The 21518-nt window shown below is 68.5% G+C and carries 25 protein-coding genes and 1 riboswitch; of the genes, 11 read left to right on the forward strand and 14 right to left on the reverse strand.

The window, feature by feature from the left end; genetic code table 11:
• Positions 1 to 3: 3 nt before the first annotated feature.
• Entirely contained in the window at positions 4 to 654 is a 651-nt protein-coding gene (locus tag MWU52_RS16145) for a DUF1523 family protein (protein ID WP_246954062.1), read from the forward strand.
• A gap of 2 nt (positions 655 to 656) precedes the next feature.
• Here the strand turns inward: MWU52_RS16145 and mnhG are convergent, their stop codons facing one another.
• The 7 genes from mnhG to MWU52_RS16180 are packed head-to-tail and all read right to left on the reverse strand — an operon-like array spanning position 657 to position 6322.
• Positions 657 to 1004, reverse strand: a complete 348-nt coding sequence (gene mnhG, locus MWU52_RS16150) for a monovalent cation/H(+) antiporter subunit G (RefSeq protein ID WP_246954064.1) — start codon at positions 1002 to 1004, stop codon at positions 657 to 659.
• Entirely contained in the window at positions 1001 to 1336 is a 336-nt protein-coding gene (locus MWU52_RS16155; protein ID WP_246954066.1) for a cation:proton antiporter, read from the reverse strand. Before MWU52_RS16155 ends, mnhG begins: the two co-directional genes overlap by 4 nt.
• Positions 1333 to 1812 carry a Na+/H+ antiporter subunit E gene (locus tag MWU52_RS16160; protein WP_246954068.1) on the reverse strand — a complete coding sequence of 160 codons (480 nt, stop codon included), beginning with the start codon at positions 1810 to 1812 and terminating at the stop codon, positions 1333 to 1335. The genes MWU52_RS16155 and MWU52_RS16160 overlap by 4 nt, the downstream gene beginning before the upstream one ends.
• Positions 1809 to 3308: a Na+/H+ antiporter subunit D gene (locus tag MWU52_RS16165; RefSeq protein WP_246954069.1), complete on the reverse strand. Its 1500-nt coding sequence runs from the start codon at positions 3306 to 3308 to the stop codon at positions 1809 to 1811. The genes MWU52_RS16160 and MWU52_RS16165 overlap by 4 nt, the downstream gene beginning before the upstream one ends.
• On the reverse strand, positions 3305 to 3667 hold the full coding sequence (locus tag MWU52_RS16170; RefSeq protein WP_246954071.1) for a Na+/H+ antiporter subunit C: 363 nt from the start codon (positions 3665 to 3667) through the stop codon (positions 3305 to 3307). The genes MWU52_RS16165 and MWU52_RS16170 overlap by 4 nt, the downstream gene beginning before the upstream one ends.
• A 1-nt stretch (position 3668) precedes the next feature.
• Positions 3669 to 4088 (reverse strand): Na+/H+ antiporter subunit B, encoded by a 420-nt coding sequence (locus tag MWU52_RS16175; RefSeq protein WP_246954072.1) that lies wholly within the window; start codon positions 4086 to 4088, stop codon positions 3669 to 3671.
• Positions 4085 to 6322, reverse strand: coding sequence for a putative monovalent cation/H+ antiporter subunit A (locus MWU52_RS16180; RefSeq protein ID WP_246954073.1), 2238 nt, complete (start codon positions 6320 to 6322; stop codon positions 4085 to 4087). Before MWU52_RS16180 ends, MWU52_RS16175 begins: the two co-directional genes overlap by 4 nt.
• 101 nt (positions 6323 to 6423) lie before the next feature.
• Here MWU52_RS16180 and MWU52_RS16185 point away from each other — a divergent pair, with 101 nt between their 5' ends.
• Positions 6424 to 7344 carry a hydrogen peroxide-inducible genes activator gene (locus tag MWU52_RS16185; RefSeq protein WP_246954074.1) on the forward strand — a complete coding sequence of 307 codons (921 nt, stop codon included), beginning with the start codon at positions 6424 to 6426 and terminating at the stop codon, positions 7342 to 7344.
• Positions 7345 to 7357: 13 nt separating this feature from the next.
• Here the strand turns inward: MWU52_RS16185 and MWU52_RS16190 are convergent, their stop codons facing one another.
• The 3 genes from MWU52_RS16190 to MWU52_RS16200 all read right to left on the reverse strand — a co-directional run bounded on the left by MWU52_RS16190 (position 7358) and on the right by MWU52_RS16200 (position 11516).
• Positions 7358 to 9667, reverse strand: a complete 2310-nt coding sequence (locus tag MWU52_RS16190; RefSeq protein WP_246954075.1) for an aldehyde dehydrogenase family protein — start codon at positions 9665 to 9667, stop codon at positions 7358 to 7360.
• 5 nt (positions 9668 to 9672) lie between these two features.
• Positions 9673 to 10632, reverse strand: a complete 960-nt coding sequence (gene deoC / locus MWU52_RS16195; RefSeq protein WP_246954076.1) for a deoxyribose-phosphate aldolase — start codon at positions 10630 to 10632, stop codon at positions 9673 to 9675.
• 89 nt (positions 10633 to 10721) lie between these two features.
• Positions 10722 to 11516, reverse strand: a complete 795-nt coding sequence (locus MWU52_RS16200; RefSeq protein ID WP_246954077.1) for an inositol monophosphatase family protein — start codon at positions 11514 to 11516, stop codon at positions 10722 to 10724.
• 180 nt (positions 11517 to 11696) lie between these two features.
• Between MWU52_RS16200 and MWU52_RS16205 the strand changes: the two genes are divergently transcribed.
• Complete coding sequence (locus tag MWU52_RS16205) at positions 11697 to 12341, forward strand: hypothetical protein (RefSeq protein WP_246954079.1); 645 nt, start codon at positions 11697 to 11699, stop codon at positions 12339 to 12341.
• A 22-nt stretch (positions 12342 to 12363) separates the two neighbouring features.
• Entirely contained in the window at positions 12364 to 12528 is a 165-nt protein-coding gene (locus tag MWU52_RS16210; RefSeq protein WP_246954081.1) for a hypothetical protein, read from the forward strand.
• Between the two features lie 12 nt (positions 12529 to 12540).
• Here the strand turns inward: MWU52_RS16210 and MWU52_RS16215 are convergent, their stop codons facing one another.
• On the reverse strand, positions 12541 to 13452 hold the full coding sequence (locus tag MWU52_RS16215; RefSeq protein ID WP_246954642.1) for a LysR family transcriptional regulator: 912 nt from the start codon (positions 13450 to 13452) through the stop codon (positions 12541 to 12543).
• A 94-nt stretch (positions 13453 to 13546) separates the two neighbouring features.
• Here MWU52_RS16215 and metF point away from each other — a divergent pair, with 94 nt between their 5' ends.
• From metF to MWU52_RS16230, 3 genes are read left to right on the forward strand one after another with little or no spacing between them, the layout of a single operon-like run.
• A complete protein-coding gene (gene metF, locus MWU52_RS16220; RefSeq protein WP_246954083.1) occupies positions 13547 to 14410 on the forward strand; it encodes a methylenetetrahydrofolate reductase [NAD(P)H] in 864 nt (287 codons plus the stop codon).
• A gap of 45 nt (positions 14411 to 14455) precedes the next feature.
• Positions 14456 to 14929, forward strand: a complete 474-nt coding sequence (locus MWU52_RS16225; RefSeq protein ID WP_246954085.1) for a PaaI family thioesterase — start codon at positions 14456 to 14458, stop codon at positions 14927 to 14929.
• A gap of 2 nt (positions 14930 to 14931) precedes the next feature.
• The gene (locus MWU52_RS16230) at positions 14932 to 15342 is read left to right on the forward strand and encodes a PaaI family thioesterase (protein WP_246954087.1); all 411 of its coding nucleotides are present in this window, start codon (positions 14932 to 14934) and stop codon (positions 15340 to 15342) included.
• 10 nt (positions 15343 to 15352) lie between these two features.
• Here the strand turns inward: MWU52_RS16230 and MWU52_RS16235 are convergent, their stop codons facing one another.
• Positions 15353 to 16081, reverse strand: a complete 729-nt coding sequence (locus tag MWU52_RS16235; protein ID WP_246954089.1) for a DsbA family protein — start codon at positions 16079 to 16081, stop codon at positions 15353 to 15355.
• A gap of 142 nt (positions 16082 to 16223) precedes the next feature.
• On the opposite strand from MWU52_RS16235, the gene MWU52_RS16240 reads away from it, so the two are divergent.
• Positions 16224 to 18230, forward strand: coding sequence for a protein-disulfide reductase DsbD domain-containing protein (locus MWU52_RS16240; RefSeq protein WP_246954090.1), 2007 nt, complete (start codon positions 16224 to 16226; stop codon positions 18228 to 18230).
• Here MWU52_RS16240 and MWU52_RS16245 read toward each other — a convergent pair.
• Positions 18205 to 18729, reverse strand: a complete 525-nt coding sequence (locus tag MWU52_RS16245) for a gamma-glutamylcyclotransferase (protein ID WP_246954092.1) — start codon at positions 18727 to 18729, stop codon at positions 18205 to 18207. The two genes, MWU52_RS16240 and MWU52_RS16245, sit on opposite strands and share 26 nt — an antisense overlap.
• Complete coding sequence (locus MWU52_RS16250; RefSeq protein ID WP_246954094.1) at positions 18726 to 19040, reverse strand: metalloregulator ArsR/SmtB family transcription factor; 315 nt, start codon at positions 19038 to 19040, stop codon at positions 18726 to 18728. The genes MWU52_RS16245 and MWU52_RS16250 overlap by 4 nt, the downstream gene beginning before the upstream one ends.
• Before the next feature lie 46 nt (positions 19041 to 19086).
• On the opposite strand from MWU52_RS16250, the gene MWU52_RS16255 reads away from it, so the two are divergent.
• The 3 genes from MWU52_RS16255 (at position 19087) to gcvH (ending at position 21223) form a co-directional block, all read left to right on the forward strand.
• Positions 19087 to 19491, forward strand: a complete 405-nt coding sequence (locus tag MWU52_RS16255; protein WP_246954097.1) for a hypothetical protein — start codon at positions 19087 to 19089, stop codon at positions 19489 to 19491.
• Positions 19492 to 19531: 40 nt separating this feature from the next.
• Positions 19532 to 19620, forward strand: a riboswitch (glycine riboswitch).
• A 109-nt stretch (positions 19621 to 19729) separates the two neighbouring features.
• The gene (gene gcvT, locus MWU52_RS16260; protein ID WP_246954100.1) at positions 19730 to 20851 is read left to right on the forward strand and encodes a glycine cleavage system aminomethyltransferase GcvT; all 1122 of its coding nucleotides are present in this window, start codon (positions 19730 to 19732) and stop codon (positions 20849 to 20851) included.
• A 15-nt stretch (positions 20852 to 20866) separates the two neighbouring features.
• A complete protein-coding gene (gcvH, locus tag MWU52_RS16265; RefSeq protein WP_246954102.1) occupies positions 20867 to 21223 on the forward strand; it encodes a glycine cleavage system protein GcvH in 357 nt (118 codons plus the stop codon).
• Positions 21224 to 21518 lie beyond the last annotated feature (295 nt).

Consider the following 21518-nt stretch of genomic DNA (forward strand, 5'->3'; position numbering starts at 1 on the left):
TTCATGCGGTTCGTCAAATGGGGTCTGCTGTTGGCCTGGCTCGCCGTCGTGGCGGCGTTCCTGCACTATACCCTACCGCAGACGGATATCGTTCGGGTCACCGATACCGACGTGGTGCGCATCGATCCCACGCCCTACAACCGCCTGTTCTATGCCGATGCCGATGTCGGCAACGCCGCGAATGACAGCCGCGACGTGCGCTTCATCAACGCGGTGAACGAAGACCGCCGCGCCCGCGTCTATCGCAACCAGGACACGGGCTGGGGCTGGCCGCCCTATTTCAAGTTCGACTCCGCCAACCTGCAGGCCGAGGCGAACGACTACGATTCCGACGTGACCCCGGAATGGGTCGCGCTGAAGCACTACGGCTGGCGGATCGAGTTTCTGTCGATCTATCCGAATGCCATCGGCCTTCGACCCGTCGAAGGCCCCGAGGTCACGATCGTTCCGTGGTTCAACATCATCTTCCTGACGCTGCTGCTCGCGCTCGTATGGGCGATCACGGTTCGCCTGCTCCGGTTCCGGCGAAACCGGATCGACCCGGCCCTCGCCGATGCGGGCGAGGCATGGGACGACGCGGGCGAGGCCGTCGCCCGGCGTCGTCGTGGTGTCCGCGCCTGGCTTGCCTCCTGGGCGGGCGGGTCGCGCCGCTGAACTCAGACGTCGTCGCGCACGCCCAGCTTGGTGCGCGCGTCCGGGTCGACCTTGGTCGGCGGCCAGAGCGGAACGCCCGACCGGAACGCGGCTCGCCCGATCATGTGCGCGCCCACCGGGGCCGTCACCAGCAGGAAGATGACGATGGCCACGGCCCGCGCAACCGTCGACGCGTCGCCGAAGCCCGCCGCCACGGCCAGCATCACCAGCCCCGAGGCCAGCGTGCCCGCCTTGGTCGTCGCGTGCATCCGGATCAGGACGTCCGGCAGGCGCAGGATGCCCAGCCCCGCCACGAAGGCGAAGAAGCCGCCCAGCAAGACGAGGGCCGAGAGGGCGAGTTCCAGGATCATCGGCCGTCTCCGGCCCGGTGCATCTGCTGGGCCTCGGGGCGCCGGACCTTGCGTTCGACGAAGCGCGCGAGCGCCACTGTGGCGAGGAACCCGATCAGCGCCAACACCACGGCCACGTCCAGGAACGCGGTCTGCCCGGTGTCGATCGCGAACAGCCCGCAGAACGTGACGATCAACACGGTCATCGTGTCCAGCGCCACGACGCGGTCGGGCAGGCTTGGACCCTTGATGAGGCGTATCATCGCCAGGATGACCCCCAGCATGACCAGCACGAGGGCGGCCTGCACGGCCAAGTCCAGCATCGGCATGCGTTCGGTCAGTGTGGGTGTCATGACAGGGCCTCCCGCACCCAGCGTTCCATGCCGTTCTCGATCTGCGCGGCGATCGCGGCGGGGTCGTCGGCGAACATGGCGTGCACGACCAGGGTGTTGCAATCCTCGGTCACGTCGAGGCTGAGCGTGCCGGGCGTCAGCGAGATCAGGTTGGTGACCAGCAGGACCTCCGCCTCGCCCTTGGCCTTGAGGGGAATGGTGATCACACCCGGCCGCGCCCTGTGGCGCGGGGTCAGGACGTCCCAGGCGACCGAGATGGAGGAGACGACCAACTCCCAGTGGAACAGGACCAGCAGCTTGAGCCAGCGATAGACCTTGAGGAAATAGCCGCCGCCGCGGTTCTCGAACAGCGGCTGCACCACCCACAGGGCGAGGAACCCGACGGCGAAGCCGATGGCGAGGCCCGGCAGGGTGAACTGCCCCGTCAGCGCGGCCCAGGCCACGGCCAGCAGCAGGTTCAGCAGGAACAGGCTCATGGGCGTTCCCCCAGGACGGCGGTCAGATAGGCCGAGGGGTCCAGCAACTCCTCGGCGGCGCGCGTGGCGACGGCCACGAACGGCTCGGGGAACAGGCCGATCAGCACCGTGATCGCGGCAAGCCCCACGATCGGCAGCAGCAGCGACAGCCGGGCGGACGCCGGCAGCGACGCCAGGGTCGGCACCTGTCCGCCGGGGTGCGGGGCCCAGAAGGCACGTCCCCAGATCTTGGTCATGGAATAGATCGTCATCAGGCCGACCGCCAGCGCCGTGGCCGCCACCACCCAAAGCTGCAGGTCGAGCGATGCCTTGACCAAGACGTATTTCGCCCAGAAGCCCGACAGCGGCGGGAAGCCCGCCAGGCTGAAGGCCGGGATCAGGAACAGGAACGCCAAGAAAGGCGCCCCCTTGTAGAGCCCGCCGATCCGATCGAGCTCGTTCCCGCCCGCAACGCGGTTCGCCACGCCAGCGACCAGGAACAGGTTCGCCTTCACGATGATATGATGCACCAGGTAGAAAACGGCGCCCGCCATCGCCAGCGGCGTCAGCAGCGCTAGGCCCAGCACCATGTATCCGATCTGACTGACGATATGGAACGACAGGATGCGCCGGAAGTCGGATTGCGCGGCCGCGCCCAGCACCCCCGTCACCATGGTCAGGCAGGCGATCCACAGCAGCAAGCCGTGGGTGAACCCCGTGTCCTGCGTGAAGACCAGCGTGAACATCCGGATCAGCGCATAGACCCCGACCTTGGTCAGCAGCCCCGCGAAGACAGCCGAGACCGAGAAGGCCGGCGTGTGATACGCCGCCGGCAGCCAGAAGAAGAGTGGGAACACCGCCGCCTTCACACCGAACCCGATCAGGAACATCGTCGCGATCACGGTGACGAGGCCCGGATCGGCCGATTGCACCGCGAAATGCAGGTCCGCCAGGTTCAGCGTGCCAGTCACCCCGTAAAGCAGGCCGATGCCCGACAGGAACAGGATCGTCGAGATCAGGTTCAACGTGACATATTTGATGCCGGCATCCATCTGTACGCGCCGCCCGCCCAGCACCAGAAGGCCGAAGGACGAGATCAGCATCACTTCGAACCAGACATAGAGGTTGAACAGATCGCCCGTCAGGAACGCGCCCATCACGCCGGCGATCAGCGTCTGGAAGAGCGAGTGATAGCCCAGGTCCTCCATCTCGCGGGTGACGTCGGCGGTGGCATAGACCGACACGGCCACTGCCGTCAGGCCCGTGATCACGACCATGACCGCGGCCAGCGTGTCGGCGACCAGCGTGATGCCGAAGGGGGCGGGCCAGTTGCCCATCTGCGCGGCCACGGGGCCGCTCGCCAGAACCTCGGCCAGCAGCACGGCGCCGGCGGCCAGCATCAGCGCGGAGCCCGCGACCGAGATCCAGCGCGCCTCGGCCCCCTTGCGGAAGAAGAAGGCCAGGATCGCGGTGGCGAAGGCGATCAGGATGGGCAGGGGCAGCAGAAGGCCGGTCACTTCGCGGCGTCCTCCGGCTCGGCCAGGCGCATCTCGTCGCTGTCGAGCGTGCCCATCGTCTGATAGCCGCGATAGATCAGCACCAGCGCGAAGGCGAACAGGCCGAAGCCGATCACGATGGCCGTAAGAACGAGGGCTTGGGGCAGGGCGTTGGCGACGCCGGGATCGGGCGCGGGCGCGCCGTAGGGCACGAGCGGCGGGGCTTCGGGCGTCAGCCCGCCGGACGCGAAGATCAGCAGGTTCGCCGCGTTCGAGATCAGGACCAGGCCGAACAGGAAGCGCAGCACGTTGCGCGCCAGCATCAGATAGACGGCCGCCGCCACGAGCGCACCGACCATCAGGGCGACGAGGAATTCCATGTCAGACCTCCTCCTCGAGCGCGAAGACGAGGGTGAGGACGGCGCCGAGGACGACCAGATAGACGCCGATGTCGAAGACCAGGATAGTCGAGAGCGGCAAGCCCTTTTCGTCCTCGGTCGCGCCGAGGAACAGCCACAGCCCGGTGAAGGGCGCATCGCCCGGTATGATCCCCGCCAGCCCCGAGATCAGCGCGACGCCCAGCCCCGCCATGGCGATGGTCTGCGGGTCGATGCGCAGCGCCTCGCGCGCGGCGCGGCAGCCATGCGCGATCGCATAGAGGATGAAGCCCGTCGCCCCGATCAGCCCGCCGATGAACCCGCCGCCCGGCTCGTTATGCCCGCGCAGCAGCATGAAGATCGAGAACATCAGCAGAAGCCCCACCAGGACGCGGGTCGCCGCCCGCACGATCAGCGACGTCATGGGCTGGGCCTCCTCGTGCCGCGCAGAAGGGCGAACGCACCGAGCGCCGCGACGGCGACCACCGCGATCTCTCCGAAGGTGTCGAGGGCGCGGAAATCGACAAGGATCACGTTCACGATGTTGCGCCCATAGGCGAGGGGGACCGACGCCGCCTCGAAATACTCGGTCAGGCGCGGATTGAGCGGCGCGTCGAGCACGGCCAGCAGGATCACTGTCGTCAACGCGCCCAGTGCGATCGCCAGCAGCAGGTCCCATGGCCGGAAGCGCGCGCGCTCCCAGTTGAGATGCGGCAGCTTGAGCATCGCGACGGCGACAAGCACGACCTGGAGCACCTCGACCAGAAGCTGGGTGATGGCGACGTCGGGGGCGCCGAAGATGATGAAGATCAGCGCCACGCCGATGCCCACCACGCCCAGCGCCGCCACGGCCGTCATCCGCGAATTGGTGAAGGCGACGACCAGCGCACCCGTCATGATGAAGATCAGCACCGACCAGTGCTTGACACGCAGATTGTCGAGGTTCGGCATCTCCAGCGCGGGCAGCCCGCGCCATGCTGCGGCGGCCGTGGCAAGAACAAGCGTCGCGAAGGTGACGAAGACGTAGCGCCGCAGCCGTCCCGTCTGGATCGTCGCGGTCAGGCCGTGCGATCCGGCCGCCACGGCATCCATCAGCCGGTCCCAGCCGGGATCGAACCGTGCCGGGACCCGTGCCAAGCCGTCACGTAGCCTTGGATGGATCCAATAGAGGACCAGCCCCGCGCCGAAGGTGGCCAGCGACAGCAGGAACGCGGCATTCACCTCCTTGAAGAGGTAGAGGTCGACCTGGGCCGGCGCGCCGGTCACCGCAACCGTCGCCGGCGCCACCAGCGCCTCGGCATGGTCGGGAGACAGGCCGAAGAACAAGCCGAGCGCGGCGAGAAGGACCGGCCCCGCCAGCATGGACCAAGGCCCCTCATGCGCAGCGATCGGGGTGTCGGCCTTCTGACCGACGAAGGGGCGCCAGGCGACGATTCCGGCGGCAGCGAACATCAATGCCGAGGCCGCGAAGGCACAGCCCGTGACCCAGAGCATGCCCGCATCGAGGTTCAGCGCGGCCTTGTACAGGAACTCCTTCCCGATGAAGCCGAAGAACGGCGGCAGGCCCGCCATGGACAGCGCCGCCAGCATCGCCGCCAGCATCGTGATCGGCATCGCCCGTCCGAGGCCGCGCAGCACCGTCGCGTCGCGCGTGCCCGCCCCGTGATCGACCACGCCGATCATCAAGAACAGCGCCGCCTTGTAGAAGGAATGGACCAGCAGGAAGGCCATCGCCGCTTCGATCGCATAGGGCGTGCCGACGCCGATGAACATCACGAGCGTGCCCAATGCCATCAGCGTCGTGTAGGCCAGCACCTGCTTGATGTCGGTCTGCCGGATCGCGACCACGCTGGCGAAGACGGCCGTGACCCCGCCGAAGATCGTCAGCGTCCAGAACCAGATGTCGGTGCCGCCGAGGCTCGGGTTCATCCGGGCCAACAGATAGACACCGCCTTTCACCATGGTTGCCGAATGCAGATAGGCCGAGACGGGCGTCGGCGCGGCCATCGCGTTCGGTAGCCAGAAATGGAACGGGACCTGCGCCGACTTGGTGAACGCGCCCGCCACCACGAGCAGGAAGATCGGCAGATAGAGCGGATGGTCGGCCAGGGACCCCTCGATCGCCGAGATGTCGAAGCTGCCCGTCGCGGTGCCGATCAGCAGGATCCCGGCCAGGAAGGCCAACCCGCCGGTTCCCGTCACCAGCAATGCCTGAAGGGCGTTGCGCCGTGCCTTGGCCTGGTCGGCGTCGAACCCGATCAGCAGGTAGGAGGAGATGGTGGTCACCTCCCAGAAGACGAACAGCGCCAGCAGGTTGTCCGACAGGACGAGCCCCAGCATGCCGCCCATGAAGGCCAGAAGGTAGCAGACGAAGCGCGTGTAATGTGGATGCCCGCCCAGATAGCTGGAGGCGTAGAGCGTCACCAGCGCGCCGATCCCGGAGATCAGGAGCGCGAAGCTGAGTGACAACCCATCTAGGAGGATGCCCAACCCGACGCCCAGCGACGGAACCCAGTCGAGGCGCCAGACCAGGACCTGTCCCGCGGCGACCGCCGGAATGTGCTGCGCAAACCAGGCGAAGAGCGCCAGCGGAACGAGGATCGAGATGATCCCCGCCGGCCCGCCGAGCGTCCGTCCGTTCGTATCCGTCGCAGCCATGACCGTCCTTCGCGTCGTCGGGGGTCAGATAGCAGCAGGGTTTGATTGTTCAACCCTTCACGCTACCATGTTTTCAATAGTCCTGTTCTATCGGTACCGCGATGCCCACCCTGCAGCAGTTCCGCTACCTCGTCGCCGTGGCCGACACCCTGCATTTCCGCCGCGCGGCGGAGTCGGTCCATGTCACACAGCCCACGCTCAGCGCGCAACTGCGCGAGTTGGAGGGAAAGCTGGGCACGCAGCTTGTCGAGCGGTCCCGGTCCGGCGTCACGTTGACCCCCGTGGGGGCCGAGGTCGCCGCGCGGGCTCGCGGTGTCCTGCGCGACGTGGCCGATATCGCCGCCGTGGCGCGCGCGGGCAACGACCCGCTCGCGGGCACGGTGCGCGTCGGCATCGTCGGCTCGTTAGGGTCGTATTTCCTGCCCTTGGTGATTCCCGCGCTCCATGCTCGATATCCCGCGCTCAAGTTCTATGTGCGAGAGGGAGTGGCCGCCGACCTCCTGGGCCGGTTGCGCGACGGGCTGCTCGACCTGTTGTTCTTCCCGACGCCGCTCGACGCGCCGGGCGTTCAGGTCGCGCCGCTGTTTCACGAGCCGCTGCTGGTCGTGATGCCGGCCGATCACCCGCTCTCCCAGCAGGACGTGGTGGATCGGTCCGCCCTTCGCGGCGAGACAGTCATGACGCTGGAGGCCGGGCATCGCCTGCATGACACGGTGGCCGACCTGGCCGAGGAGACGGGCGCCGACCTGTCGCTCGACTACGAGGGGACGTCGCTCGACACGTTGCGGCAGATGGTGGCCACGGGACTGGGCCTGTCGGTGCTGCCCGCGCTCTACGTTCGCTCGGAGGTCACGCGCGAGGCGCTGGTGACCGCACGGCCCCTGTCCGCGCCTGTGCCGGGCCGCGATATCGGAATGGTCTGGCGGCGGACGGCGGCGCAGGGCGCGGCCTATGCGGAGCTGGCCGGCGCGATCCGCCGGACGCTGGCCGAGACCGCGCCCGAAGTGCGGGTCATCGACTGAACCCCGCGTCCGTTCAGACGCCGAAGGGAACCCAGATCGTCTGCAGTTCGGTCGCGTGGCGCAGCCATGGCCCCGCGTCGGTCGCGGTCCAGTCGCGCCCGCGCCCGTGATTGACCCAGGTCCGCTTGAGGTCGGCCGCCGCCTCGCGTTCGATCGTGGCGGAGATGTCGGCGGACGAAAAGCTCCAGACCGCGTCGACATTCGCATGCCCCGCCGCCTGTGCCGTCAGTTCTGCATGGTCGCCGGTCAGGATGTTCACCACGCCCGCCGGCACGTCCGACGTGTCCAGCACCTGGTAGAGGTCGGTGGCCGTCAGCGGCGCGCTCTCGGGCGCCACGACGACCAGGCGGTTGCCGCAGGCGAGGGCCGCGCCCAGCATCTGGGCCAGGCCCAGAAGGGGTGCCTCCTCGGGGGCGAAGGCGCCGATGATGCCCACCGGCGTGTTCAGCGCGAGCGCCAGACCTCCGATCGGCACACCCAGGGTCCGACCGTCATGCTTGTCGGCCCAGGCCGCCCAGCGGAACAGGTGCCGCACGGCCTGTTCGGCCTCGGGCTTGCCGCCGGTCTGCGCGGCGAGGCGGGCGTCGAACTCGTCAGCACGGGCCGACAGGTTTTCTGCCAGGTAGTACAATATCTGCGCCCGTAGATGGCCGGATGTCCGGCCCCAGCCGGATGCGGCAGCCGCCGCCTCGACGGCGTTGCGCAGGTCCTTGCGGTTGGCGACCCCGACTGTGCCGACCGGCCCCTTCGGTCCGATGACGGCGCGGGAATAGCCGCCGTCGGGGCGCGCCTGCTTGCCGCCGATATACATCTTGGCCGTGCGGTCGATGGCATCGGGGGCCGATCCGGCGCCCTCATGCCGCCGAGGCGCGGGCAAGGCGCGCCCCGTCGCGGGGCGTAGATATGAATGCAGGCCGGCGATGCCGCCCTCGCGCCCGAAGCCGCTTTCCTTCATGCCGCCGAACGGTGCGGCTGCATCCAGCATGTTGGTGCCGTTCACCCAGATCACGCCCGCCCGGATCCGCGGGGCGGTGTCCAGCGCCACGTCGATGTCCTGCGACCAGACGGATCCGGCCAGGCCATAGGCCGTGTCGTTGGCCAGTTGCACCGCCTCGGCCGGCGTGCGGAAGGTGGTGGCGGCCAGGACGGGGCCGAAGACCTCGCGCTGCATGACCGGGTCCTCGCCATGCAGGTCGGTCACCAGCACAGGCGGCAGATAGCATCCCTCGGGCGCCTCGCCGCGATGGACCGTCCCGGCCGTGTGCGCCAGCAATGCCTCGACGTTGCGCTTGTGATCGGCGTGGACCATGGCGCCCATGTCGACGGACTTGTCCAAGGGGTCGCCCACGCGGATGCGCGACATGCGGGTCCGCAGACGGGCCAGGAAATCCTCGGCAATGCCCTCCTGGACCAACAGACGTGTGCCGGCGCAGCAGACCTGTCCGCCGTTGAACCAGACGGCGTCCACCAGCCCTTCGACCGCGCCATCGATATCGGCATCCTCGAACACGACGTAGGGCGACTTGCCGCCCAGCTCCAGCGTCAGGCCGATGCCGCGGCCCGCCGTCTCGCGCCGCAGGATGCGGCCGACCTCGGTCGAGCCGGTGAAGGCCAGCTTGTCGATCTCGGCGGCGACCAGGGCCGCCCCGGTCTCGCCGTCGCCGGTGACGATGTTGACGACGCCCGGCGGCACGCCCGCCGCGTCGCAGATATCGGCGAAGGCCAGCGCCGTCAGCGGCGTCCATTCGGCCGGCTTCAGGACGACCGCGTTGCCCATCGCAAGCGCCGGCGCGATCTTCCAGGCCAGCATCAGAAGCGGGAAGTTCCACGGCACGACCTGTCCGCAGACGCCCCAGGGCTGCGCGTCGGGCATCGTCTCGTCGCGCAGCTCGGCATGGCCGGCGTGGTGATAGAAATGCCGCGCCGCCAGGGCCACGTCGATGTCGCGGCTCTCGCGGATGGGCTTGCCGGTGTCCAGCGTTTCCAAGACGGCGAAGAGGCGCGCGTTCTTCAGCAACCCGCGCGCGATGGCATAAAGGACGCGGGCGCGGTCGTGATCGCTTGCAGCGGCCCACCCCTTCTGCGCCCGGCGCGCGGCCTTGACGGCGGCGGCGACGTCCGCCGTGCTGCCCTGCGTGACCTGCGCCAGGTCCGCACCGGTGGCGGGGTTGGTCGTGGCAAAGGTCTCGCCCGGCTTGGTGCGCTTGCCGGCGATGTAGTGGCCGAAGACGCGGTCGTGGCCATCCAGCCAGGCATCCGCCTCGGCGCGGCTCTCGGGGGCGGGGCCCCATTCCATGCTCTCGAAGATCTCTGACACGGACATGGGCCTCACCCGATCGAATGGCGGTAGCCGGCCGAGTAGCGGCCGGTGATGTGATGTTCCAGCTGGCGTTCGATGTCGCCCAGCAGCGACGAGGCCCCGAAGCGGAACAGGTCGGGGCGCAGCCAGCGATCGCCCAGTTCCTCCTTCAGAAGGGCCAGGTAGGTGATCGCGTCCTTCGCCTTCGACACGCCACCTGCCGGCTTGTAGCCCACCTTGAAGCCCGACATCGCCTCGTAGGTCCGGATCGCGCGCATCATCGTCAGGCTGACGGGCAGGGTGGCGTTCACCGCTTCCTTGCCCGTGCTGGTCTTGATGAAATCCGACCCGGCCATCATGCAGACCATCGACGCCTTCGCGACGTTCTTCAGCATGCCCAACTCGCCCGTCGCGAGGATCGCCTTCATGTGCGCATCGCCGCAGGCCGCGCGCATCTGCGCCGTTTCGTCATACAGCGCCTGCCAGTCCCCGGTCAGGACGTGGCGGCGCGAGATGACGATGTCGATCTCCGTCGCACCGGCGGCCACGCTCTCCTCGATCTCGCGCAGGCGCAGGTGAAACGGCGACAGGCCCGCGGGAAATCCGGTGGACACGGCGGCCACCGGCAGCCGCCCGCCGAGCGCGTCGACGGCCACGGGCACCATCTCGTGATAAACGCAGACGGCGCCGACGGTGAGGCTCGGCAGGTCCAGCGCCGCCAGCAAGTCCTCGCGGACGGGGCGCAGCGCCTTGGCGCAGAGCCGACGGACCCGCATCGGCGTATCGTCCCCCGACAGCGTCGTCAGGTCGATCATGCTGATCGCGCGGGCCAGCCAGGCGGCCTGCCAGTCCTTCTTGACCGACCGGCGCGCCGGGATCGTGGCGGCGCGGCGCAGGGTCGCGGGCGTGTTCACGCGGATGGATTCGACCACGGCCGGGTCGAAGGGCAGCCCGTCGTTCCGGGCGATGTCGGGCTGGGTGGCGGTCACGGGAAATCCGGCTTGATCTGGCGTCGTTCGCGGCGCGCGAAAGCGTCGCATGGGGTCCGGTCGAGCGCAACCTCGAGCGGGATGCGCGTTCAGTCGGCGTCGCGGATGATGCGGGCGAACTTGTCGAAGATGGTACCCGACCCGCAGATCAGCTGGCCGTCCTCCAGCAGGGTCTGCGCCGGCCGGATTGGCTCGACGAACCCCCCCGCCTCGCGCACGATCAGGATGCCGGCGGCCATGTCCCACGGCTTCAGCCCGCGCTCCCAATAGCCGTCGTAGCGCCCCGCCGCGACATAGGCGAGGTCCAGCGACGCGGCCCCCCAGCGGCGCACGCCGGCGCAAACCGGCAGCAGTCGCCCCATGTCCTTCAGTGCGGCGGGCAGGTACTTGCCGCCGCCCCAGGGCAGGCCGGTGGCATAGACCGTCTCGATCATCGTGGTCCGGCCCGACACGCGCAGGCGGGTCCGCCCGTCGAGCCAGGCGCCGGTGCCCTTCTCGGCGTAGAACAGCTCGTCCTTCGTAGGGTCGTAGACCACGCCCGACACGATCTCGCCCTTGTGCTCCAGTGCGATGGACACGGCCCAATGGGGCATCCCGTGCAGGAAGTTGGTCGTCCCGTCCAGCGGGTCGACGATCCAGCGGCGGGTCGGGTCCTTGCCCTCCACCGGCTCGGATTCCTCGCCCAGCCAGCCATAATTCGGGCGCGCTTCGGTCAGTTCCTCGCGGATGATCTCCTCGGCCTGCCGGTCGGCTTTCGAGACGAAATCGCCCGGCCCCTTGGCCGAGACCTGCAGGTTCTCGACCTCGCCGAAATCCTTCACGAGGCTTCGGCCGGCCTTGCGCGCGGCCTTGATCATCACGTTGAGATTGGCACTGCCTTGCATGGGTCACGCTCCGGTCCGGTCAGGCGGCGCGTTTAGCCGAGGACGAGGCGAGGGGCCAGCCCCCCGCGCGTGCTGGCATGATAGGTTAGGCGGTGGCAACGATTCAGGTTATACTTACGCTACGTAATGCATCACCTGCGGACCTGATCTGCCCGAGGGTCCCGGCCGGAGGAATCTGCGATGACCGATCAGGGTCCCGTTGCCGAACAGCACCCCGAGACCGCGAAGCCGGCGCCGAACGGCACGCGGTGGTGGCAGTGGTTCTTCCTCTACCCCGCCTTTGGTGTCGCCCTGCTGTCGGCAGTGCCCAACTGGACAGACCGGATACGCGAAATCTACTACGACATCAGCAACACGTCCTACGACGAGGCGCGCGAATTGCAGGCGTTCATGCAGCGCAACTGGCAATGCACCCAATCGCCCCATGTCTGGATCGAAACGGCGGACCAGACTTCGGTCGACGGTACGATCTGTCCGCGCACGGGCGACGTGTTCTTGCGGATCATGTCATCCGACGACCGCGTATTTCTCAAGGGAATTTCGATTGCCGGGCTTGTTCAGCAGGATGAAGAGCGCAGCAACCTGTCGCTGGTGGGGGCGGCGCATGCCGCCACTTCGCCCGAGCGCGTGTCACCCTCCGTCGACAGTATGCCGCAGGTCATTCCGGTGCAGCAGCTTGCCGTGACGATCTGCCAGAAGTGGATTGACGACCGAATGTTCCGCAAGCGCGTGCAGGTCGGTGGGCAGTGCTTCGACGAGGTGTTCGACTCCTTCACCGGTGCGCGGGTGTCGCAGACCCCGGCGCCTTGCGTTGCAAACTGCTGATATGAAATTGCTCTTTCCCCTCATGCTCGGCGCAGCATTCACGGGCTCGCTTTTGCGTGCGCAAACCGAGGAGAAAGCCGTCAAGATACTGACCCCGGAGCAGAAACTCGCGGCCTTCTGCGCCACGCCCGCGAACCGAGAGCATCCCGCCTGCGAGGGCGTCGAGTTGCCGCGCGAGGGTCGTTGAGAGAACGGTCCTTCAAGCCATCGCGCGTTGCAGCTTCATCGGTTCCGTCCGCATGAGGCGGAGGACATGGGCCATGTAGGGCTTGGCTGCGTCTGCCTGCCGGACCGCCGCGTAGAGCCGCCGGGTCACGCCCTGTTCCGTCAGGGGCCGCGTGACGTAGTCGGAGTTGTAGCGCACTTCGCGCACGACCCAGTCCGGCAGGACCGCGACGCCCCGGTTCGACGCCACCAGAAGCAGAATCACGGCCGTCAGTTCCACCTGCCGGATCGCGGCGGGTTCGACGCCGGCGGGGGTCAGAAGCTGGCTGAAGACGTCGAGGCGGGGGCGGTCGACGGGATAGGTGATCAGCGTCTCGCCCGCGAAGTCGGCCGCTTCGACGAAGGGCTTCGTGGCAAGTGGATGCGCGGCGGAGGCGAGGAAGACGGGTTCGTAGTCGAAGAGCGGCGCGAAATCCACACCGGGCAGGCGTTCCGGATCCGACGAGACGACGAGGTCCACCTCCTCCTTCTGCAGCGCGGGCAGGGCCTGGAACTGCAGGCCGGGGCGGATGTCCACGTCGACCTCGGGCCATGCGCGGCGGAACTGCTCCAGCACGGGGAACAGCCATTCGAAACAGGCGTGGCATTCGATCGCGATGTGCAACCGGCCGCTGCGACCCGATTTCAGGCCGGCGAAGTCCTGTTCGACTGCCTCGATCTGCGGTAGGACCTGTTCGGCCAGGCGCAGCAGGCGCTGGCCGGCCGGCGACAGGGTCATCGGCTTGGACCGACGCACGAACAGTTCCACGCCGATCTGCGCCTCCAGGTTCTTGACTTGGTGGCTCAGCGCCGACTGGGTGATGTTCAACCGCTCCGCCGCGCGCGCCAGACCACCGCAATCCCTGATGGCCTTGATGGTGCGGAGGTGCCGAAATTCCAGGTGCAGCTTCATGCACGCCTCATGTTGATATTGAGGATTATGAGCCTGTCTCACGAAACCGGGATGCGGCACAAGGGTTGTGACATCGAAGGATCCCGCCATGCCCAGCCCTGCCATCTCGCTCGAATTCTTTCCGCCGAAATCTCTGCAGGGCAGCTTTCGCCTGTGGGATTGCATCCAGACGCTGGCGCCGCTGGCCCCGGACTGGGTGTCCGTCACCTATGGCGCAGGCGGCACCACACGTGAACTGACGCGCGACGCGGTGGCGGCCATCGGGCGCGAGTTCGGGCTGCGCGTGGCCGGCCACCTGACCTGCGTCGATGCCAGCCGCGAGGAGACGATGCAGGTGGCGCGCGAGTTCCGCCGCGCCGGGGTGGAGGACATCGTGGCTCTGCGCGGCGACCCGCCCGAGGGGGAGAAGAACTTCACCGCGCATCCCGACGGTTTCGCCGATTCGGTCGAACTGATCACCGCGCTGGCGGGCAACGGCTTCAACGTGCGGGTTGGATGCTATCCCGATACCCACCCCGAGGCCGGCTCCGCAAAGGCCGATATCGACTGGCTCAAGCGCAAGATCGATGCCGGCGCGTCCGAGGCGATCACGCAGTTTTTCTTCGACGCCGACACCTTCCTGCGGTTTCGCGATCGTTGCGCGGATGCCGGGATCGCGGCCCCGATCGTACCGGGCCTTCTGCCGGTTGAGAACTGGGAAAAGGCGTCGAAATTCGCCGATGCCTGCGGGGCGTTCATTCCGAACGACCTGCGTGCCGGGTTCGACGTGGCCGCGCGCGACGACCGGGCCGACCTGTTCGCCATCGCGCAGGCGACCGAGCTGGCCGATCGCCTGGTCGAGGAAGGCTGCGATCACCTGCATTTCTACACGCTCAACCGTCCCGAACTGACGCGCGACGTCTGCACCGCGCTGGGCCTCGCCCCCCGCCCGGCGCTGAGCCGGGTGGCCTGACCCGGCGGGCGGCGCTAGGCTCCCCGGCGAAAAGCGGGGGTGCCGATGTTTACCGAGAAACCCGACGACCTTCCGTCGCGCGAGGTCGTCCTTTCGATGTCCGGCCTGGACTTTATGCAGGCCATGCTCGAGGGGACACTGCCGCACCCGCCGATCGGGCGCGTCCTGAACTATGCCGTGACCGGGGTGGAGGACGGGCGCGTCACCTTCGCCGGGACGCCGGGTTTCGATCATACGAACCCCTTGGGCACCGTGCATGGCGGATGGTACGGGACGCTGCTCGACTCGGCGATGGCTTGCGCGGTGATGACGAAGGTGCCGAAGGGCAGCGTCTACACCACGCTCGAATACAAGGTGAACGTGGTCCGCCCCCTGCCCATCGGCACCGGGATCGAGGCCATCGGCACCGTCAGCCATGCCGGCCGCTCGACCGGTGTGGCCGAGGGAGTGATCCGCGGCGTGGCGGATGGCAGGCTTTACGCGACCGGGTCGACGACCTGCCTGATCATGGCGGGCTAGGGATGCGGGACCGGATCACCGAGAGCTTCGCGCGCCAGGGCCTGATGGTCACGCTGGGGGCCACACTCGATCATATCGGCGATGGCATCGTGCGCGTGGTCGCCGACGTGCGTCCAGAAACCGCGCAGCAGCATGGCGTGGGCCATGCTGGCCTGACCTTCGCCCTGGCCGATTCCGCCGCGGGCTATGCCGCGCTCACGATCCTGTCCGAAGGGGCGGAGGTCGTGACGTCCGAATTCCGCATCTCGCTGCTGGCGCCCGCCCGCGGTCGACTGTTGGCCGAGGGGCGCGTGGTCCGGCCCGGGCGGCGCCTCGTCGCGGTCGCGGCCGATGTCTGGGGGGGAGACGACAGGGGCGGTCGCGTCCATGTGGCCACGGCCCTCGGCACGATGGTGCCCGTCGGCGCGGGATAGCGGGGTCGGATCAGCCGCCTTCGCGTACGCCTTTCACGATGTCCTGCATCTGGTCCGCGTCGATCAGGCCGGGGGCCAGCGTCTCGCCGATCACGAAGCTGGGCGTGCCGGTGAAGCCCAGCGACTGGGCCAGTTCCATCGACGTGTCGATATGGGCCTGCACCTCGGGGGCGTCCATGTCGCGGCGCAGGCGCGCGACGTCGAGCCCGACCTCCTCGGCGATCTCCAGCACCGTGGATTCATCCAGCCTGCCGCGGGCGCCCATCAGCGCCTCGTGCATCTCGGCATATCCGTCCTGTTCGCGCGCGGCCAACGCGGCGCGCGCGGCGAAGACCGACCCTTCGCCCAGGATCGGCCATTCGCGGTAGACGACCCGCACCTGCCCATCCTCAGCCAGCAGCTTGCCGACCTCGTCGCCCGCGCGTTTGCAATAGGGGCAGTTGTAGTCGAAGAACTCGACCACGGTCACGTCGCCGTCCGGGTTGCCCACGACGGGGGCGTTCGCGTCCCGCTCCAGCAGGTCGCGGTTCTCGGTCATGGTCGACTGCGCCTCGGCTTGGGCCCGGGCGGCGTCGCGCTCCTGCAGGATGGCGGCCGCCTCCATCACGATCTGCGGGTTCTCGAGGATGGCGTCGAGGGCGAGCTGCTTGATCTCGGCCTCGGTGAACGTCTCGGCGGGTGCTGGCAGGGCGATCAGAGCCAGCAGCGCGGCAGTGGGTAGGACGGCGATCGGGCGCATCGGAAGCTCCTGTCGGGAAGGCGCGGTCGTCCGCAGGGTGCCGTGCCCGGCGGGCCGGCGCAAGCGACCGGCGCGGTCACGTTCCCGTCAGCCGGCATGCGGGGTCTGTCGTTCGCCCTGTGACGGCGGTATCGGGGGTGCGATGTTGCGGATCCTCGCCTGTCTTGCCGCCTTGATGGCCGCGCCCGTCTGGGGTGCGACGTCCGACCCGGTGTCGGGCAATGCCGTGACCGCGCGCCTTCTGACCGTTGAGAACGGGATCGGGTCAGGGCGGGGCACGGTGTCCGCCGGGCTGCAGCTCGACATGGAAGACGGCTGGAAGACCTATTGGCGGTCTCCCGGCGAGGTCGGCCTTCCGCCGGCGCTTTCCTGGGACGGGTCCGAGAACGTCGCCTCGGTTGATATGGCCTATCCCGCGCCCGAACGGTTCGAGGCGTTCGAGATCCAGAACTTCGGCTATGCCGACCGGGTCGTGCATCCGCTGACCGTGGTGCTGGAACGTCCGGGCGAGCCGGCGCGTCTGGCGCTGACGGCGGATCTCCTCGTCTGCGCCGAAATCTGCGTGCCCGAGACGTTGTTGCTGACCCTCGACCTGCCCGCCGGAGGCGGCATCGACGCGGCCTCGGCGGCGCTGCTGTCCGACTGGATCGCGCGCGTGCCGGGAACGGGGGACGAGGCGGGGATGACCCTTGGGCAGGTCCACCTGGACGAGGCCGCCTTGACCCTGACGGCACGTTCGGACACGCCCTTCGCCCAGCCCGACCTGTTCCCCGAACAGGGTGGCTTCGCCGCCTTCGACGCGCCCGAGATCGTACTGTCCGATGGTGGCCGCGGCCTGTGGGCCCGGCTGCCGGTCCTTTCGGGCGGCGAGGGTCCGCTCGACGTCACGCTGGTCGACGGCGACCGTGCCGCCACGATGACCGCCACGCTCGCGGATGCCCCGCCGCCCCGGCCCGCACCTGGCGATGCGATCTGGGGCATGCTGCTGGTGGCGCTTCTGGGCGGCCTGATCCTGAACGTCATGCCCTGCGTCCTGCCGGTCCTGTCGATCAAGCTCGCCTCGGCCTTGCAGGCCCGCGACAAGTCCCCCGCCCGCATCCGCACGGGTTTCCTGGCGTCGGCGGCGGGGGTCCTGGCCTTCTTCGCCGCGCTCGCCGGCGTCGTGATCGCCTTGCGCACCGCCGGCGTGGCCGTCGGCTGGGGCGTGCAATTCCAGAATCCCGCCTTTCTTGCACTGATGATCGGACTGATGGTCCTGTTCGCGGCCAACATGCTGGGTTTCTTCGCGTTCGACCTGGGGCAGGGCGCCATGACCGGCATGGCGCGCACCGAAGCGCGGGGCGGCTGGGGCGGCGACTTCGCCACCGGGGCCTTCGCCGCCGTCATGGCCACCCCCTGTTCGGCGCCGTTCATCGGAACCGCCGTGACCTACGCGCTGACCCACGGGCCGGTCGAGGTCGCCGCGATCTTCGGCGCAATGGGGCTTGGCCTGGCGCTTCCCTACCTTGCGGTCGCCGCGCGCCCCGGTCTGGTCCGGCGCCTGCCGCGGCCGGGTCGGTGGATGAAGATCGTCCAGACGGTGCTGGGCGGCCTCCTGCTGCTAACGGCGATCTGGCTGGTGACGGTGCTTGCGACGACGGCCGGTGCACGGACGGCGCTGATTGTCGCTGGACTTGCAGTGGCGCTTCTGACCGGACTGGCCTGGCGGCGGCGGGCGCCGCTGGTGGGCGGCGCGGGGCTGGCCGCGATGCTGGCCGCCGCATTGCTGCTGCCGGCCGCGCCGGTCGCGGCCACCGCCGATGCCGGATGGGACGTCTTCGACCGGGCCCGCATCGCCCCCGAGGTGGCCGGGGGGCGCGTCGTCTTCGTCGATGTGACCGCCGATTGGTGCCTGACCTGCAAGGCGAACAAGCGCCTCGTGCTGCAGGACGTCGATGTCGCCGCCGCCCTGACCGGGACCGTCGCGTTGCAGGCCGATTGGACCCGGCCCGATGCGGACATTACCGACTACCTGCGCGCGAACGGCCGCTTCGGCATTCCGTTCAACGCGGTCTATGGCCCCGGCGTACCGGAGGGCATCGTCCTACCGGAGCTTCTGACCGAGGCGGCGGTGTTGGACGCCATCAAGCGCGCGGGCGCACCCGGCTGAGCCAATCGTCGACGAGCGCCGTCTCCGCCGCCGTCAGGGTCTGCGCGCGCGGATAGGCGGGGTCGTCCCGGTCGTCGCGGATCGGCGCGTTCCAGCCATCGGTCGTCTCGAAGAACCGCGCGACGCCATCCGTGCCGAACTCCGCCAGATAGCCCTGCACCACCACGTCGAGATAACTCAGCAGGATCGGATGCGCGTCCGTCGCAGGGCCATGATGCCCGTCGGGGATGTGATAGACCTGCGCGCCATCCGGCAGCGCCGCGCGGATATAGGCCGCCTCGCGCAGGTCGAGCGCGGCCCAGTCCCCGCCCGGCACCTCCGCCGTTAGCCCGTCGATCCGGGCCCCGGCATCCGGCACCGCCGTCAGGAACGCGACGGGGCGCAGGGGCGTGTGTCGCCAGGCCCGCCGCCATCCGGTCACGGTGATCCGTTCGGCGCCGGGATAGGCATGCGTCCGGCGGTTCACGAGGCTGCCATACCCGAAGAAGCGCGGAATCATCCGCAGCACCCCCGCAGCGAGGCATCCCCGGCGCAGCAATCCTCGACCAGGAAACGCAGCAATTCGCCCAAGGCGTCGAAGCGGACGGTATAGATGATCCGCCGCGCCTCGCGCCGCGACGCCACCAGGTCGGCACGGGCCAGCGCGGTCAGGTGGAACGACGCGCGCGACGGCGATGCCCCGACCGCGCGTGCGATGTCGCCGGCCCCCATCCCCTTCGGACCGGCCCGCACCAGGATGCGCAGAATCGACAGGCGCGAGGAATCGGACAGCGCCGAAAAGCGGTCGACAGCTTGCGTTTCCGTAATCATTCAACCATCGTTGAAATATTGAATCATCATTCGCCGAGGTTTCCCCATGTCTAACACGCTGTCCACCCTTCTGACCGATCTGGATGGGTTGCCCCCCGATGCGCTGCTGACCTTCGCCGGGCCCGCCGGCGCCACGCGGGGTGCGTGGCATGTCACGCGGCTGACCCATGCGACCCTGGCGCATATCGACTGCGACGGCCGAACCAGCGACGGCCACGCCACCGTGCTGGAGCTTCTGGACCTCGGCATCGGCAAGCCGATGTCGGTGGCCCGGTTCCGCGAGATCGCCCTGAAATCCGGGGCGCGCGTGCCCGACCTGGCCGATGCGCCGCTGCGCATCCTGCTGAATGCGACGCAACATGTCGTCGAGGGGGTCGGGCCGGGTGCCGTGGTGACCCTTCGCCCCGACAGCGCGCGATGCCGTCCCGCGGGCCAGTGCTGCCCGGCTTGATCCGTCTTGATCGGCGGGGGCAATTCCCGTATCGCGAAAGGCGCGCGACACGGGAGACTCTGCTATCCGCAGGGCCGAAGGAGCAACCGCCCCGGTAAACTCTCAGGCAAAACGGACCTTGCCGCGCCACGACACTCTGGAGAGAGGCCCGGACGGGTCCGCCGAAGGGATAGCGATCTCAGGCGAACGGGACAGAGGGGGCATCGAAACGCGGGCCACACTGCCCCGAGGAGGTGCCATGACCGACGATGCGTCCGACCCGATCCCCCTGCCGCTTGCGGCGCTTCACGCCGAACTCGGCGGCAAGATGGTGCCCTTCGCCGGCTATGCGATGCCGGTCCAGTACCCTGCCGGCGTCATGGCCGAACACCTGCACACCCGCACCAAGGCCGGCCTTTTCGACGTCTCGCATATGGGGCAGGTGATCTTGCGCGGTCCGGACGCCGCCGCCGCGCTCGAATCGCTGATCCCCATGAACGTCGTAAGCCTGGCCGAGGGGCGGCAGCGCTACGGTCTTCTGACGCTGCCGGATGGCGGCGTGGCCGACGATCTGATGTTCGCCAATCGCGGCGATCACCTGTTTCTGGTCGTGAACGGTGCGATGAAGCATCTCGACATGGAGATCCTAGAGGCCGGTCTGCCGGACCACGATGTCACGCTGCTGGACGACCGCGCGCTGCTGGCGCTGCAGGGGCCGTCGGCCGAGACCGTGCTGGAAGCCCTCGTGCCCGGCGTGGCCGCGATGCGTTTCATGGATGTCGCCACCCATGACTGGCAGGGCGCCGCGCTTTGGATCAGCCGGTCGGGCTACACCGGCGAGGACGGGTTCGAGATAAGCGTTCCCGTGGGTCACGCCGACGCCTTCGCCCGGGCGCTTCTGGCGTCGGACGCGGTCATGCCCATCGGCCTCGGCGCGCGGGACAGCCTTCGGCTGGAAGCGGGGATGCCACTCTACGGGCAGGACCTGACGGCCGAGATCACGCCGGTGGAGGCCGACCTCGCCTGGGCCATCCAGAAGGTCCGCCGGACCGGTGGCGACCGCGCGGGCGGCTTCCCCGGCGCCGCGCGCGTCCTTGAACAGCTCGACCACGGCGCCGACCGCCGCCGGACCGGCCTTTTGCCGCAGGGCCGCGCGCCAATGCGGATGGGCGTCATGCTCTATGAGGCCGAAGACGCGACCGCCCCTGTGGGCACGGTAACATCGGGCGGCTTCGGCCCTTCGGTGGGCGCGCCCGTGGCCATGGGCTACGTTCCTGTTGGCATCGCCGCCGGCACCACGCTTTATGGGGACGTGCGCGGCAAGCGGCTGCCGGTGACGGTGGCCGATCTTCCCTTTCACCAGCCCCGCTACAAACGCTGAAACCAGAGGCCCAGCATGAAATACACCGAAGAACACGAATGGCTCGACGACAATGACGGCGTCATCACCGTCGGCATCACCGAACACGCCGCGACCCAGCTGGGCGACGTCGTCTTCGTGGAGCTGCCCGAGGTCGGCCAGACCGTCACCAAGGGCGAGGAGATCGTCGTCATCGAAAGCGTGAAGGCCGCGTCCGATATCCTGGCCCCGCTGGACGGCGAGATCACCGAGATAAACGACAAGCTGGCCGACAATCCCGGTCTCGTGAACGAGGATGCCGAGGCGGCCTGGTTCTTCCGAATGACGACCACCACCCGCGAGGAGATGGACGGCATGATGGATGAGGATGCCTACAAGGAATTCGTGGATTAGGCCGCGCGAAGGCGCGGACCGGTCCGGCGGCAAGGTGATGCCCGCGCGGGCGTCACGGCTGCACCCCAGACCGCGAAGCGCCACCACGTCCGCGTCCCCGCCAAACATCGGAGCGACCCCATGCCCCTGACCGATTACGACACCTACGATTTCGCCCATCGCCGCCATATCGGCCCCGTGCTTTCACCGTGCAGGTGAAAGCGACGGCGGCAAGGTGATGCCCGCGAGGGCGTCACGGCCGCACCCCAGACCGCGAAGCGCCAACACGTCCGCGTCCCCGCCAAACATCGGAGCG

It is taken from the genome of Jannaschia sp. S6380, from assembly GCF_023015695.1.
Lineage (GTDB): Bacteria > Pseudomonadota > Alphaproteobacteria > Rhodobacterales > Rhodobacteraceae > Jannaschia.

What these genes read in the sequence shown, in the direction of transcription:
- MWU52_RS16180 (WP_246954073.1), bottom strand. Translation starts at nt 6,322, where the DNA reads ATGGCTGCGACGGATACGAACGGACGGACGCTCGGCGGGCCGGCGGGG.
- gcvH (WP_246954102.1), top strand. Translation starts at nt 20,867, where the DNA reads ATGAAATACACCGAAGAACACGAATGGCTCGACGACAATGACGGCGTC.
- MWU52_RS16240 (WP_246954090.1), top strand. Translation starts at nt 16,224, where the DNA reads ATGTTGCGGATCCTCGCCTGTCTTGCCGCCTTGATGGCCGCGCCCGTC.
- MWU52_RS16245 (WP_246954092.1), bottom strand. Translation starts at nt 18,729, where the DNA reads ATGATTCCGCGCTTCTTCGGGTATGGCAGCCTCGTGAACCGCCGGACG.
- MWU52_RS16250 (WP_246954094.1), bottom strand. Translation starts at nt 19,040, where the DNA reads ATGATTACGGAAACGCAAGCTGTCGACCGCTTTTCGGCGCTGTCCGAT.
- MWU52_RS16210 (WP_246954081.1), top strand. Translation starts at nt 12,364, where the DNA reads ATGCTCGGCGCAGCATTCACGGGCTCGCTTTTGCGTGCGCAAACCGAG.
- MWU52_RS16255 (WP_246954097.1), top strand. Translation starts at nt 19,087, where the DNA reads ATGTCTAACACGCTGTCCACCCTTCTGACCGATCTGGATGGGTTGCCC.
- MWU52_RS16235 (WP_246954089.1), bottom strand. Translation starts at nt 16,081, where the DNA reads ATGCGCCCGATCGCCGTCCTACCCACTGCCGCGCTGCTGGCTCTGATC.
- MWU52_RS16155 (WP_246954066.1), bottom strand. Translation starts at nt 1,336, where the DNA reads ATGACACCCACACTGACCGAACGCATGCCGATGCTGGACTTGGCCGTG.
- mnhG (WP_246954064.1), bottom strand. Translation starts at nt 1,004, where the DNA reads ATGATCCTGGAACTCGCCCTCTCGGCCCTCGTCTTGCTGGGCGGCTTC.
- MWU52_RS16160 (WP_246954068.1), bottom strand. Translation starts at nt 1,812, where the DNA reads ATGAGCCTGTTCCTGCTGAACCTGCTGCTGGCCGTGGCCTGGGCCGCG.
- MWU52_RS16145 (WP_246954062.1), top strand. Translation starts at nt 4, where the DNA reads ATGCGGTTCGTCAAATGGGGTCTGCTGTTGGCCTGGCTCGCCGTCGTG.
- MWU52_RS16200 (WP_246954077.1), bottom strand. Translation starts at nt 11,516, where the DNA reads ATGCAAGGCAGTGCCAATCTCAACGTGATGATCAAGGCCGCGCGCAAG.
- gcvT (WP_246954100.1), top strand. Translation starts at nt 19,730, where the DNA reads ATGACCGACGATGCGTCCGACCCGATCCCCCTGCCGCTTGCGGCGCTT.
- MWU52_RS16175 (WP_246954072.1), bottom strand. Translation starts at nt 4,088, where the DNA reads ATGACGTCGCTGATCGTGCGGGCGGCGACCCGCGTCCTGGTGGGGCTT.
- MWU52_RS16170 (WP_246954071.1), bottom strand. Translation starts at nt 3,667, where the DNA reads ATGGAATTCCTCGTCGCCCTGATGGTCGGTGCGCTCGTGGCGGCGGCC.
- MWU52_RS16225 (WP_246954085.1), top strand. Translation starts at nt 14,456, where the DNA reads ATGTTTACCGAGAAACCCGACGACCTTCCGTCGCGCGAGGTCGTCCTT.
- MWU52_RS16230 (WP_246954087.1), top strand. Translation starts at nt 14,932, where the DNA reads ATGCGGGACCGGATCACCGAGAGCTTCGCGCGCCAGGGCCTGATGGTC.
- MWU52_RS16205 (WP_246954079.1), top strand. Translation starts at nt 11,697, where the DNA reads ATGACCGATCAGGGTCCCGTTGCCGAACAGCACCCCGAGACCGCGAAG.
- MWU52_RS16185 (WP_246954074.1), top strand. Translation starts at nt 6,424, where the DNA reads ATGCCCACCCTGCAGCAGTTCCGCTACCTCGTCGCCGTGGCCGACACC.
- metF (WP_246954083.1), top strand. Translation starts at nt 13,547, where the DNA reads ATGCCCAGCCCTGCCATCTCGCTCGAATTCTTTCCGCCGAAATCTCTG.
- MWU52_RS16190 (WP_246954075.1), bottom strand. Translation starts at nt 9,667, where the DNA reads ATGTCCGTGTCAGAGATCTTCGAGAGCATGGAATGGGGCCCCGCCCCC.